We start from the raw sequence: 13255 nt of genomic DNA on the forward strand, positions 1-13255 counted from the left end.
CCGTCGACAACTTCACGCTGACTTCCACCAACAGCGTTATCAACAACGTTTGGAACGGGCACTTCCAGGCCATATCGCGTGCCAACCAAGCCCTCGACAAGATTCCGCTGAGTCCCGCCCGGAGGCCACCAAAAATCAGTTGCTCGGAGAAGTACGCTTTTTGCGCGCTTACTTCTACTTCAATTTGGTGCGGCTTTACGGGGGCGTACCGTTGCTCGACCGGGTGCCGGCTACTTCGGAAATCAACAACCCGGAGTTTCAGCGCCGGGCCACTGCCGAAGAGATATATCAGTTCATTGTGAGTGACTTGCAATTTGCAGCGGATAATCTAGCGCCTAAATCAACCGCTCAAACGGGTCGGACCACCAAAGCCGCCGCTCAGGCCATGTTGGCTAAGGTGTACCTGTATCAGAAAAACTACCAGCAGGCCTACGCCCTGACCAACGAGATTATCCAGGGCCGCTCGGGAGCCTACGCGCTGTACCCAAACTACGCCGACGTGTGGCGCACGCCGGGCGCCAACAGCTCGGAATCCATCTTCGAGATACAGACGGGCGTTAACGCCGCCTGCAACAACTCGGCGGTCAGCATTTACACCGTGTGCCAGGGCCCGCGCTCCGGTGGCCGCGGCGGGTGGGCCGATTTGGGCTTTGGCTTCAACACGCCCACGCAAGACTTGGCTAATGCCTACGAACCCAACGACGTGCGCCGGGCCGGCTCCATTATCTTTATCAATCCTACTGCTCCGGCTGGTCAGCGTTCCACGGGCACGGTGCTTTGGGACGGATTCCGCATCCCGAGCAAGGACTCGGTGGAAGGCTTGCGCTACAGCTACAAAGCCTACCACAGCCGCACCCGTGAAGCCAACTGCGGCAACAACGACTACCTGCCCAAGAACGTCCGAATCCTGCGCTACGCCGATGTGCTGCTCATCAACGCCGAAGCGGCTTTGCAAATCGGCAACACCGGAGCTGCTGCTACTAGCCTGAACCTCGTGCGCACCCGCGCCGGCCTGCCAAGTATCGCAACCCCCACGCTCGCGCAAATCTGGCGGGAGCGTCGTGTAGAACTGGCCCTGGAACAGGACCGGTTCTTTGACCTGGTGCGTCAGGAAAGCGTGCAGCCCGGCCGCATCGTTCCCATTTTCGCGGCCCAAGGCAAGACCTTCACGAAAGGCAAAAACGAAATCTACCCCATCCCGCAAGCCCAAATTGACCTCAGCGGCGGACAACTCACGCAGAACCCCGGATACTAAGCGGCGAGGGGCACCTCGTCCCCTAGCCTCCTCTCCTCGGGGAGAGGGGGAACTAGCTTTTTAGCTCTAAAAATTTAACTGCCAACATTCCCCTAAAACTAGAGCTGGCTAAACTAGCAGTTAGTTCCCCCTCTCCCGAGGAGAGGGGGCTAGGGGTGAGGTCAACCGGATGCTATGACTACCAAACTCCTTGTACTGCTGTGCCTGCTACTGCCAGGCTTGCTCCACGCGCAGCAAAAACCCGCACCTAAAAAAGCAGCTACCACCAAGTTCGACCCGCGGCAGCGGCCCCGCAATCTAACCGACGAGCAACTCCTCGACCAAGTGCAGCGGCAAACGTTTCGCTACTTCTGGGACTTCGGGCACCCCGTATCAGGTATGGCGCGCGAGCGGAGCAACGTGGCCTACGAGTATGGCAACGAGGTAGTAACGACGGGCGGTACGGGCTTCGGCATTATGGCCATCATCGTGGCCGCCGACCGCAAGTGGATTACGCGGGAGCATGCCGCTACGCGCATCCTGAAAATCGTGAAGTTTCTGGAAAAGGCGGATTCGTTTCACGGGGTGTTTTCACACTGGCTGAACGGGGAAACTGGCAAGGTCATCCGGTTCAGCCAGAAGGACGATGGGGGAGACTTGGTGGAGACATCGTTTCTATTTGAAGGCCTGATTTGTGCCCGCCAATACTTCACGCAGGAAACCAAAACCGAGCAGGAATTGCGCAACCATATTCTGTGGATGTGGGAGGGGGTGGAGTGGAACTGGCACACGCAAGGCGGCCAAAACGTGCTCTACTGGCACTGGAGCCCCAACAACGGCTGGAGCATGAACCACCAGATTCATGGCTGGAACGAGTGCCTGATTACCTACGTGCTGGCCGCGTCCTCGCCCAAATACGCCATCGACAAAAAGGTGTACGACCAGGGCTGGGCTACTGGTGACTACTTCCGCAACGGCAAGGAGTTCTACAAAACCAAGCTGCCCTTGGGCTTCGACTACGGCGGCCCGCTGTTCTTCTCGCACTACACTTTCCTCGGCCTCGACCCCCGCGGCCTAAAAGACCAGTACGCCGACTACATGCAGCAAAACCAGGCGCACACCCGCATCAATTACGCCTACTGCGTCGACAACCCCAAGAAGTACAAAGGCTACGGCCCCAACAGTTGGGGCCTTACCGCCTCCGACAGCTACAAAGGCTACGCCGCCCACTCGCCCTCCGAAGACCTCGGCGTGATTTCGCCCACCGCGGCCCTCTCAGCTATGCCCTACGCACCTGCCGAGTCGATGGCCGCCCTCAAGCACTTCTACAACGACCTCGGCGACAAAATTTGGAGTGATTACGGTTTCGTCGATGGCTTCAGTGAGCACCACAATTGGTACGCCAAGTCGCACCTCGCCATCGACCAGGGGCCCATCGTGGGCATGATAGAAAACCACCGCACTGGTCTGCTCTGGAAGCTGTTCATGAGCAGCCCCGACGTGCAGCGCGGCCTCACCAAGCTCGGTTTTGAAAGCCCGCAGATCAAGAAATAACTCTCTCAGGAACGCTTCTGAAATAATAAATAGCGAAAGACCGTCCTATCCGGCATCCGCTTGTCGAAGCGTCGCGCCGGGGTGATAATCGTTACTCCCGCGTCAGCATGCCAAGTGTTTCAGCTCCGCTCAGGGTGCGTCCTTTTAATTAGCCGTTCAATTTATGCTCAGAATACTGCTTCTGTTCTTCGCGGCGACGCTGAGCTTAACTGTTCAGGCTCAACCCACTTCCAGTCCTGGCCAGCGTACGTATTGCAACCCGCTGAACGTAGACTACGGCTATACGCCCATTCCAAACTTCGCTGAAGCAGGTAAACACCGCGCCACTGCCGACCCGGTTATTACGCTCTACAAGGGCGAATACTACTTGTTTTCAACCAACCAATGGGGCTACTGGCACAGCCCGGACCTCTACAATTGGAAATTTATTTCGCGCTCCTTTCTGCGGCCTGAGCACAAAGTGTACGATGATTTGTGCGCGCCTGCCGTGTTCGTGCTCGGCGATACGCTGCTGGTGTACGGCTCTACCCAAGAAAAGAACTTTCCAATCTGGATGAGCACCAATCTCAAAGCCAACGAGTGGAAACCAGCCGTCGACCCGTTCCAGATTGGCGCCTGGGACCCTGACTTTTTCCTGGATACCGACGGCAAGTTGTACTTGTATTGGGGGAGTAGCAACGTGTATCCGCTCTACGGGCAGCAAATCAGCCGCAAAACTTTCCAGCCAATTGGCGAGCGGAAAGAAATGTTCGGTTTGAACGACAAGCAGTTCGGCTGGCAGCGTTTCGGCGAATACCTCGACAATACCTTTCTTGATCCGTTTATGGAAGGCGCCTGGATGACCAAGTACAAGGGCCAGTATTATTTGCAATACGGCGCACCCGGCACCGAATTCAGTGGCTATGCCGATGGCGTGCAAGTGAGCGACAAGCCGTTGGGACCCTTCAAGCCGCAGCCCCATAACCCGTTTGCTTACAAGCCCGGCGGCTTCGCCCGCGGGGCCGGCCACGGCAACACCTTCCAAGACACTTACGGCAACTGGTGGCACCTGTCTACCATGGTGGTATCGGTGAAAAACAACTTCGAGCGGCGGCTTGGCCTGTGGCCCGCCGGCTTCGACAAAGAAGGAGTGCTCTACGCCAACACTACCTTCGGCGACTATCCGCACTACCTGCCTACCGGCCCCGAAGACCACCTGAAAAGCCGTTTCGCGGGCTGGATGCTGCTCAACTACCAGAAGCCAGTGCAAGTCTCTTCCACATTGGGCGGCTACTTACCCAATTATGCTGTCGATGAGAGTATCCGGACCTATTGGAGCGCGGCTACGGGCAACAAAGGGGAGTATCTACAAACTGATTTGGGCGACCTCAACACCGTGCACGCCATCCAAATAAACTATGCCGACCAAGATGCGCAGTTCCTCGGCAAGCAGCCCAATATCTATCATCAGTATAGGCTCTGGCACTCCCTAGACGGCAAAAAGTGGAAAGTGCTGGTTGATAAAAGCGCCAACAAAACCGACGTGCCCCACGAGTACATCGAGCTACCCGAGCCGGTTCGTACCCGCTACCTCAAACTCGAAAACGTGCATATGCCTACTGGCAAATTCGCCATCAGTGGCCTACGGGTGTTCGGGAAGGGGAGTGGCGCCACGCCAGAGCCGGTAAAAGGATTCGTGGTGCTCCGAACCGAGAAAGACAAGCGGAGCGCCTGGCTCAAATGGACGCCCACAGACAACGCCTATGCCTACAATATCCACGTTGGCATCAGCCCCGATAAGCTCTACAACTGCATCATGGTGCACGGCCAAAACGACTACTATTTCAAAGGTATGGACAAAGACTTGCCCTACTATTTCACCATTGAAGCCATCAACGAAAACGGCATATCCTCCCGCATCCCCGTCGTGACAGTGAAATAAGAGGACATATGTTTCACCTGATAAATTTCAGCTACAGTGTCCATTCTGCTTGATTTTGCATACTCTCGTCACTAGCACAATCAGAACGTCCTGCTGAGCGGAGTCGAAGCATCTCGCGTGGTGTCGTTGAAGTGCTAACTGTTTTACCACACGAGCGAGATGCTTCGACTCCGCTCAGCAGGACAATACCACTATAACGACAGCACGTCAGGGTGTTCGGCTGCATTGCACTGCGTTCAGCAGGACAGTATGAATCTGACGTCAGTAGCGAGATACTTCCATCACGCAGATGCCAGATAGAGCACAACTATCTACTTTCGCATTCACTCACTCTATCATCCTACTCACACCCTTTCATTCCCACATGAAAAGTACTTTCCGAACTGCCTTGCTGCTTTCGCTGGGCCTCGCGCTGACCCCACAGCTACAAGCCCAAAAAACCACCTCAACTGCCACTGCCACCACCGCTACTGCCGACGACCCCAAGATGAACAAGTTCATTGCGGACCTGATGCAGAAGATGACCCTGGAAGAGAAAATCGGGCAGCTGAACCTCGTATCGGTAGGCTTCGACGTGACGGGGCCGGTGGTGAGCAAGGACGTGGACGCCAACATTCGGAAAGGCAACGTAGGCGCCGTGCTCAACACCTACACGCCGGTGGCGGCGCGCAAACTGCAAGAGCTAGCCGTGAAAGAATCGCGCCTGCACATTCCGCTGATTTTCGGCTACGACGTTATTCACGGTCACCGCACCATCTTCCCGATTCCGTTAGGAGTAGCTTCTTCTTGGGATTTGACGGCCATTGAGCGCAGCGCCCGCATTGCCGCCGAAGAAGCCGCGGCCGACGGCATCAATTGGGTGTACTCGCCGATGGTGGACATTGCCCGCGACCCACGGTGGGGCCGCATTGCCGAGGGTGGGGGTGAAGACCCGTACCTCGGTGCCCAAATTGCCCGCGTGATGGTGCGCGGCTACCAAGGCACCGACATGAGCAAGCCCACCAGCGTTATGGCCTGCCTCAAGCACTTCGCCCTCTACGGCGCCGCCGAAGCCGGCCGCGACTACAACACCACCGACATGAGCCTCGTGCGCATGTACAACGAGTACCTGCCGCCCTATAAAGCCGCCATCGACGCTGGCGTGGGCTCAGTCATGAGTTCGTTCAACGACATCAATGGCATTCCCGCCACGGCCAACAAGTGGCTGATGACTGACCTGCTGCGTGGGCAATGGGGCTTTAAAGGCTTCGTAGCCACCGACTACACCGCCATCAACGAAATGACGGCGCATGGTATGGGCAACGATGCGCAGGTCTCGGCCCTGGCCCTCAATGCGGGTATCGACCAAGATATGGTGGGCGAAATCTTCCTGAAGAATCTCGCTCAAAACCTGAAAGACGGTACGGTGAAGCAAGAGCAGATTGACCTGGCCTGCCGCCGCGTGCTGGAAGCCAAGTACATTCTCGGCCTGTTCAAAGACCCCTACCGTGCCGTGACCGACAAGCGCGCGAAGGCCACCATGATGAACAAGCAGTTCATTGCCGACGCTCGCGACATCAGCCGCAAGAGCCTAGTGTTGCTCAAAAACGATAAAAATACCCTGCCCATCAAGAAGTCGGGTACCATTGCCCTGATCGGGCCGCTAGCCAACCGCCAGCGCGACATGATTGGCAACTGGAGCGGTGCCGGCGACTGGAAACAAGCCGTTTCGGTGGAGCAGGGCCTGAAAAACGTGGCTGGCAACGCTGTGAAAGTGGTGTACGCCCAAGGCGCCAACGTCACCGACGACGAACAGATGATAGCCCGCCTCAATGCCCACGGCGGCGAGCTAAACATCGACAAACGCTCCCCCGAAGCCATGATTCAGGAAGCCGTGCAGGTTGCCCAAGGTGCCGACGTGGTGGTGGCTGTAGTAGGCGAGTCGCAGGGCATGACGGGCGAGGCTGCCAGCCGCGCCGATATTGGTCTGCCAGGCCAGCAACTAGAGTTGCTTAAGGCCCTCAAGAAAACCGGCAAGCCGCTAGTACTCGTGCTCATGAACGGCCGGCCACTCACGCTGAGTTGGGAAGACAAAAACGCCGATGCCATCCTGGAAACCTGGTTTGCGGGTTCTCAAGCCGGCAACGCCATTGCCGACGTACTGTTCGGTAACTACAATCCTTCCGGCAAAATCACGGCTACCTTCCCCCAAACGGTGGGCCAAGTGCCGCTCTACTACAACCACAAAAACACCGGCCGCCCCTACGCCGGCGTGGCCCTCGATAAGTACAAGTCGCGCTACATGGACGTGAGCAACGAGCCGCTCTATCCGTTCGGCTACGGCCTAAGCTACACCACGTTCACCTACGGCAAGCCCGAACTCAGCACCACCACCCTAAGCCCCAATGCCACCCTCGACGTGAAGGTAACCGTGCAAAACACCGGCAACTACGACGGCGAAGAAGTAACACAGCTCTACATCCGCGACATGGTCGGTTCTATTTCGCGCCCCGTGAAAGAGTTGAAAGGCTTCCAGAAAGTGATGCTGAAAAAAGGGGAGAGCCGCACCCTCACCTTCAAGCTAACTCCAGACGACCTGAAGTTTTACAACACCGACCTCAAATTCGTGTCCGAGCCCGGCGACTTCCAAGTATTCGTCGGTGGCAATTCCCGCGACGTGCAAACCGCTGCCTTCAAGCTGACGGAATAGATAGTTGGCATCAGCAGAAAGGCCGTCATGCTGTGGAAGCATGACGGCCTTTCTGTTGTTATCCGGCTTATACAACCAACGGAGTTGCCTAAGTCAGCATACCACCATCAACCTGCAATACTTGGCCGGTGATGTAGCTGGAATCGTCGGAGGCGAGGAAGGCGGTGGCTTTGGCCACATCTTCGGGGGCACCGCCGCGCCGCAGCGGAATGGCTTTGCGCCACTCGTCTACCTGCTTCTGGTCGAGAGCATCGGTCATTTCGGTTTCAATGAAGCCGGGCGCAATGGCGTTGCAACGGATATTGCGTGAGCCTAGCTCCAGCGCCACCGACTTGGTGAAGCCAATGATGCCCGATTTAGAAGCGGCATAGTTGGCCTGGCCAGCGTTGCCTTTGATGCCCACCACTGACGTCATGTTGATGATACTGCCCGCTTTGGCGCGCATCATAGGCTTGGTAGCGGCTTTGGTGAGGTTGAATACCGACTTCAGATTCACCGCAATTACTTGGTCCCACTGCTGCTCGCTCATGCGCATCAGCAGGCCGTCCTGCGTGATGCCGGCGTTGTTTACCAGAATATCCAGTTTGCTGAAATCCGCCAGCACGTCCTCCACCAGCTTTTCAGCTTCCGCATACACCGAGGCGTCGGAGCGGTATCCTTTCACTTTGGTGCCATGGGCAGCTAGTTCTTGTTCCAGCTGCTGCCCTTTCTCTACGCTAGAGAGGTAGGTGAAAGCCACTTGCGCCCCAAGCTGGGCAAAATGTACCGCAATGGCGCGGCCGATTCCTTTGGATGCGCCCGTAATCAGGGCCACTTTTCCGTCGAGCAATTTTGTCATGGGGGCGAAGATAGGTTTCTGGTGGGTAGTTTTTGGTGTTAAGCAGTTGTCAAATGGCGGATGTATTACCTGTTTAACGCCGCCAGCCGTCAACCTACACAAATTCAGTAGCCAAATCTAACCCGCTGTTTCCTGACAGTGTTGCTTCAAGCGGGGCCCGGGCACAAGCTGAAGCCATGTCTGGTATGCTCCCGGACGACAAGCAGCACACAAGCAGCCGCAAGAGGCACTACCTTCGCCCCGATGCTCGAAACCGAAATCTGTATTCTGGGCGCCGGACCAGGGGGCGCTACGGCGGCGCTGCACCTCGCCAACGCCGGCCGGCCCTGCCTGCTCCTCGACCGCGCCACTTTCCCGCGCGACAAAGTGTGCGGCGACGCATTAAGCGGGAAAGTACTGAGTGAATTGCGCCGGATTGATGCAGTGCTGCCTGCCCGCCTGGAGGCTGCGCCAGTACAACTGCCCTCATGGGGTATCGATTTTTACGCGCCAAATGGCCGCAAGCTGGCTGTGCCATTCAAACCCAACTACAATGCCACCACCGACCACGCCGCCGGCCATATCAGCAAGCGCATCGACTTCGACAACTTCTTGATCTGGGAAGTACGCCGCCGCCCGGAAATCGAGTTCCGCGAAGGGGTCGACATCAGCCAGCACGAGCAGCAGCCCGATGGCCGGTGGCTACTAAAGGACACTTCTGGCACGCCCGTAGCCCTAACGCGGCTACTGTTGGTGGCCAACGGGGCGCAATCATCGTTTGCGCGGCAAATTGGCGGGCATGCCCTAGAGCCAGCGCACCATTGCGCCGGATTGCGGGCCTACTACCGCGGCGTGCGCAACCTACATCCCGACAACTTTATTGAGCTGCACTTCATCAAAGACTTTTTGCCCGGCTACCTCTGGGTGTTTCCGCTGCCCAACGGCGAGGCCAATGTGGGCGTGGGTATGCTCACCGAAGCCGTATCCAAGAAAAAAGTAAACCTGCGCGAGAAGCTCACCGACATGCTGGCTACTCATCCGGCCCTAAAAGACCGGTTTGCCAACGCTGAGCGCCTAGGTCCCGTGCGCGGCTTTGGGTTGCCGTTGGGTTCGAAGCGCCGCAAACTGTCGGGTCCCAACTTCCTGCTACTCGGCGATGCGGCCTCCCTCATCGACCCTTTCAGCGGCGAAGGTATCAGCCACGCCATGGTATCGGGCCGGCACGCCGCCGATTGGGCCGGCCGCGCCCTCGCCACCAAAGATTTCAGCACCCCTTTTCTAACCGGTTACGACAAGGCCGTGTACAATAGGCTGGGCCAGGAGCTGCGCCTGAGCCGCGTTATGCAGCGCCTGCTGAACTATCCGTGGCTGTTCAATTTCATTGCCAATCGGGCGGCCAACAACCCCACCATCGCCGAGACTCTCTCGATGATGTTTCTGGACCTAGATATGCGCGAAAGGCTGCGCAAGCCAAGTTTCTATTTGAAATTGCTGGTTGGAAAGTAGCGGTAAAAGGCTACTATTGCTCGACGTAGCGTCGTAGGCTTCGCTCAGCTTTAGGGTTTAACTGAGCGGCTTTTTCCAGGTCGGCCTTGGCTTCGGCAGTTTTGTTGAGGGAGGCGTAGCAAATCCCACGATACTCGTAAGCATCAGCGTAAGTGGAATCGAGACGGATGGCTTCCGAAAAATCAGGAACGGCGGCCCTGAAGTTGAGAGTTTGCATGCGGGCAACCCCGCGGCCGAATAAGGCCTCCTTGTACTGCGGATTGTACTGAAGAGCTTTCGTTAAATCGGTTATAGCCGCTGGGTACTGTTTCATCTTGAGGCGGTTGAGGCCCCGCTGATACAAGGCACTCGCATGGGTAGGTGCCAAGCGTAGCGCCGTGTTGCAGTCGGCAATAGCCGCATCATAGTCTTTGAGTTGGCTTTTTGCTTTCGCCCGTACGAGCAGCACCTGAACATCACCAGGCGTACTGGCCAATAAGGCATTGGCCTCCTCTAGCATCGCCCGATAGTCGTTCGAAGACCTCGGCACCTCAACTGCTGTTTCTGCTGCCGAAGCTGTAGCAGCATTCGGGCCGCAGAACTTACTAGTAAAGGCTCCGCTTTTTCGAAGCGAATTGCCCGTTGTGAAGTAGTCGCCTGACTTTGCACCTCCACCGAAGCACATTGCGTGAAAAACAATGTGCTGCCAGCAACAGAAAGGAAAACAAGCAGGCGGCGAAACATAAAGCAAGTGGACGAAGCGAGTACAGTGAAAAGAAGCACAGAAAATCCGAGGTAACCAACAAGTAGCCAATTTTATATACTGGCAAACAACCCCAACCTCGTATTTAAGAAACTGTACTTTCTCTGAAAAGGATGCGCTCAGAGTCCTCATTTTACCTATTCCCTGCCTCAAGAGCAAGAAAAATAACACCAAGTTCATTCGGCGTAATAAGTATAGTTCTCTCGAACCTACTTGTTTAGTAGAGCTGCAAGAGCATTACGTGGCGCATTCTTCCGTGAACTGTTCACTCATCAGCCTTCCACCACGACTATTGCAACGATGAATTGCCCTTCTGTATAGCTCGTAAGGTACCTGCTTACTGGTTCTTGTAGTGTAATTCGCTTTGGGAATTAAAGGCTAGAGCAAGCATCAAGTAGTATAAGAACTGATGCCTGGTTCTAGCTGTTGGGTAGATGCGTCGTCTGCCTATCTTTGCCCACCCCGTTGGCGTGGCAGTCAGCCCGACGCGGGATTTTCCCTTTTCACCTTCAACCTGAAAACACTATGGCATTGCAATACGACCTGGTCGTGGTCGGCTCCGGGCCGGGCGGCTATGTGGCCGCCATCCGCGCTTCCCAACTTGGTCTAAAAGTCGGCGTCATCGAGCGGGAGTCGCTCGGCGGCATCTGCCTCAACTGGGGCTGCATTCCCACCAAAGCTCTGCTCAAAAGTGCTCAGGTGTTTGAATACCTAAACCACGCCAGCGAATACGGTCTGAAGGCCGAAGGCGTGAGCTTCGATTTCAACGCCGTCATCAGCCGCAGCCGTGGCGTGGCCGATGGCATGAGCAAGGGCATCAATTTCCTCTTCAAAAAGAATAAGATCGACGCCATCATGGGCACGGGCAAGCTGTTGGCGCCCGGCAAAGTCGAGCTAACCAAGGCCGACGGCACAAAGGACACGGTAGAAGCCAAGCACATAATTCTGGCTACTGGTGCCCGCGCCCGTCAGCTGCCCAACCTACCCATCGACGACAAGAAAATCATTGGCTACCGCAAAGCCATGAGCCTCGAAAAACAGCCGAAACGCCTCGTAGTAGTTGGTTCGGGTGCTATTGGTGTTGAGTTTGCGTACTTCTACCGCGCCATGGGCTCGGAGGTGACAGTGGTAGAGTACCTACCCCGTATCGTGCCCGTGGAGGACGAAGAAGTGTCGCGCCAGATGGAGAAATCGTTCAAGAAAATGGGCATCAACGTGCTTACCAGCGCCGAGGTAACCAAAGTGGACACCAGCGGCGAAGGCTGCAACGTCACCATCAAAACCGAGAAGGGTGAGCAGCAAATTGCCTGCGATGTAGTGCTAAGCGCCGTTGGCGTGACTACCAACCTGGAAAACATCGGCCTCGAAGAGCTAGGTATCAAAGTAGACCGTGGCCGCGTCATCGTTGACGACTACTACCAGACCAACGTGCCCGGCATCTACGCCATTGGCGACATCATCCCGGGACCAGCTCTGGCACACGTTGCTTCAGCCGAAGGTATTATCTGCGTCGAGAAGATTGCGGGTCACCACCCCGAGCCGCTCAACTACCAGAACATCCCCGGTTGTACGTACGCTACGCCAGAAATTGCTTCTGTTGGCCTTACCGAAGCTGAAGCCAAAAAGCAGGGTTACGACGTCTTGGTTGGCAAATTTCCGTTCTCTGCCTCCGGCAAAGCTTCCGCAGGTGGCGTAAAGGATGGCTTCGTGAAAGTTATCTTCGACAAGAAGTACGGCGAGTGGCTAGGTGCCCACATGATCGGCTCGAACGTAACCGAAATGATTGCCGAAGTGGTTGTAGCCCGTAAACTGGAAACTACCGGCCACGAAATCATCAAGTCGGTGCACCCGCACCCAACTATGAGCGAAGCCGTGATGGAGGCCGCTGCTGCTGCTTACGGAGAAGTAATTCACTTGTAAGACGTAGCTAAGTTTCAACTTGTCTTGTTCTCTAAAGCCTCAGCCTTACTAAGGTTGGGGCTTTTTTGCTTTAATAAAGGCGCAAGACAGCCACGGGCAATTCAGCATTACCAAGCAACATACACGATGCAGTTCAGTTAGCATAGTACGCGCTGGAACTATGCTATTGCCCCGCCGTATCCTATGTGTTTCGCTTCCACCCTCTACAAGCCCCATGAAGGTTTCCTATCGTTTGCTGATTACCCTATTGCTGATTGGAGTAGCACTGGTGCTAACAGCCGCCGTATTCAAAACGCAGCACTACCCCGGCAGTGACTACTTAATACTAGTGGGACTGGCAATTCAGTTTGTGGCAGGAGTACTAGTTGTTTGGAAGTTCGCCAATCGCCTCGGCAACAAAGAGTAGCCTGCCAACGGGCAGTAGCTTATTTACTGGCTACAAGCTAGAAGAAACGTATGAAGCAGGAAGTAGCCTTGGCAATCTTCCTAATACTGTGCTCAGCAAAGAACGAGAGCACTAAAGTGTATTTCAGTATACAAAATTGCAGAAATAAGATAGTCACAAACGGAAGCCGGCCGCCTCGACGGGGGTCGAAGCGGCCGGCTACTTGGTTCGAATAGTGGCGAAACAACTGCATCTAGCAAGCTGTCCGGTATTCGAAAATGCTACAAGCGGGGTGGGGTTTGCGCCTGTTCAAACGGAGCGTGGGAATTGGCTACTGGCTAATGGGGGGGATTCATTAGCCGGTAGCGAGAGCAATATTACAAAGATTTTTTTAACTAGTAAGTGTTAGCTTACTCTTTTTAGTAAGTACATACTCACTTTAAAGAATTTGCCAGTGCAATCGATTGCTTTTCAAAAACTTACGACT

At 55.6% G+C, this 13255-nt stretch carries 9 protein-coding genes; 7 read left to right on the forward strand and 2 right to left on the reverse strand.

Features of this window, described 5'->3' with window-relative positions; all coding sequences use genetic code 11:
* Nucleotides 1-160 precede the first annotated feature (160 nt).
* From MUN86_RS05950 to bglX, 4 genes are all read left to right on the forward strand, one after another.
* Nucleotides 161-1255 carry a RagB/SusD family nutrient uptake outer membrane protein gene (locus MUN86_RS05950; protein WP_280640608.1) on the forward strand — a complete coding sequence of 365 codons (1095 nt, stop codon included), beginning with the start codon at nucleotides 161-163 and terminating at the stop codon, nucleotides 1253-1255.
* Between the two features lie 174 nt (nucleotides 1256-1429).
* A complete protein-coding gene (locus MUN86_RS05955; RefSeq protein WP_245122931.1) occupies nucleotides 1430-2788 on the forward strand; it encodes a glucoamylase family protein in 1359 nt (452 codons plus the stop codon).
* A gap of 163 nt (nucleotides 2789-2951) precedes the next feature.
* Nucleotides 2952-4709 (forward strand): family 43 glycosylhydrolase, encoded by a 1758-nt coding sequence (locus tag MUN86_RS05960; protein ID WP_245122934.1) that lies wholly within the window; start codon nucleotides 2952-2954, stop codon nucleotides 4707-4709.
* A gap of 364 nt (nucleotides 4710-5073) precedes the next feature.
* Nucleotides 5074-7398 carry a beta-glucosidase BglX gene (gene bglX, locus MUN86_RS05965; RefSeq protein ID WP_245122936.1) on the forward strand — a complete coding sequence of 775 codons (2325 nt, stop codon included), beginning with the start codon at nucleotides 5074-5076 and terminating at the stop codon, nucleotides 7396-7398.
* Nucleotides 7399-7486: 88 nt separating this feature from the next.
* Here bglX and fabG read toward each other — a convergent pair whose 3' ends face one another.
* The gene (fabG, locus tag MUN86_RS05970) at nucleotides 7487-8236 is read right to left on the reverse strand and encodes a 3-oxoacyl-[acyl-carrier-protein] reductase (RefSeq protein WP_243800975.1); all 750 of its coding nucleotides are present in this window, start codon (nucleotides 8234-8236) and stop codon (nucleotides 7487-7489) included.
* A gap of 243 nt (nucleotides 8237-8479) precedes the next feature.
* Here fabG and MUN86_RS05975 point away from each other — a divergent pair, with 243 nt between their 5' ends.
* Entirely contained in the window at nucleotides 8480-9721 is a 1242-nt protein-coding gene (locus MUN86_RS05975) for a geranylgeranyl reductase family protein (protein WP_245122939.1), read from the forward strand.
* Between the two features lie 13 nt (nucleotides 9722-9734).
* Here the strand turns inward: MUN86_RS05975 and MUN86_RS05980 are convergent, their stop codons facing one another.
* Entirely contained in the window at nucleotides 9735-10250 is a 516-nt protein-coding gene (locus MUN86_RS05980) for a tetratricopeptide repeat protein (protein ID WP_245122942.1), read from the reverse strand.
* 738 nt (nucleotides 10251-10988) lie between these two features.
* Here MUN86_RS05980 and lpdA point away from each other — a divergent pair.
* Both lpdA and MUN86_RS05990 read left to right on the forward strand, forming a co-directional pair.
* Nucleotides 10989-12383, forward strand: coding sequence for a dihydrolipoyl dehydrogenase (lpdA, locus tag MUN86_RS05985; protein WP_245122945.1), 1395 nt, complete (start codon nucleotides 10989-10991; stop codon nucleotides 12381-12383).
* A gap of 214 nt (nucleotides 12384-12597) precedes the next feature.
* Entirely contained in the window at nucleotides 12598-12789 is a 192-nt protein-coding gene (locus tag MUN86_RS05990) for a hypothetical protein (RefSeq protein WP_245122948.1), read from the forward strand.
* Nucleotides 12790-13255: the final 466 nt, after the last annotated feature.

Origin of the sequence: Hymenobacter volaticus, from assembly GCF_022921055.1 — a bacterium.
Taxonomy (GTDB): Bacteria; Bacteroidota; Bacteroidia; order Cytophagales; family Hymenobacteraceae; genus Hymenobacter; species Hymenobacter volaticus.

What these genes read in the sequence shown, in the direction of transcription:
- MUN86_RS05955 (WP_245122931.1), top strand. Translation starts at nt 1,430, where the DNA reads ATGACTACCAAACTCCTTGTACTGCTGTGCCTGCTACTGCCAGGCTTG.
- MUN86_RS05960 (WP_245122934.1), top strand. Translation starts at nt 2,952, where the DNA reads ATGCTCAGAATACTGCTTCTGTTCTTCGCGGCGACGCTGAGCTTAACT.
- bglX (WP_245122936.1), top strand. Translation starts at nt 5,074, where the DNA reads ATGAAAAGTACTTTCCGAACTGCCTTGCTGCTTTCGCTGGGCCTCGCG.
- fabG (WP_243800975.1), bottom strand. Translation starts at nt 8,236, where the DNA reads ATGACAAAATTGCTCGACGGAAAAGTGGCCCTGATTACGGGCGCATCC.
- MUN86_RS05975 (WP_245122939.1), top strand. Translation starts at nt 8,480, where the DNA reads ATGCTCGAAACCGAAATCTGTATTCTGGGCGCCGGACCAGGGGGCGCT.
- lpdA (WP_245122945.1), top strand. Translation starts at nt 10,989, where the DNA reads ATGGCATTGCAATACGACCTGGTCGTGGTCGGCTCCGGGCCGGGCGGC.
- MUN86_RS05990 (WP_245122948.1), top strand. Translation starts at nt 12,598, where the DNA reads ATGAAGGTTTCCTATCGTTTGCTGATTACCCTATTGCTGATTGGAGTA.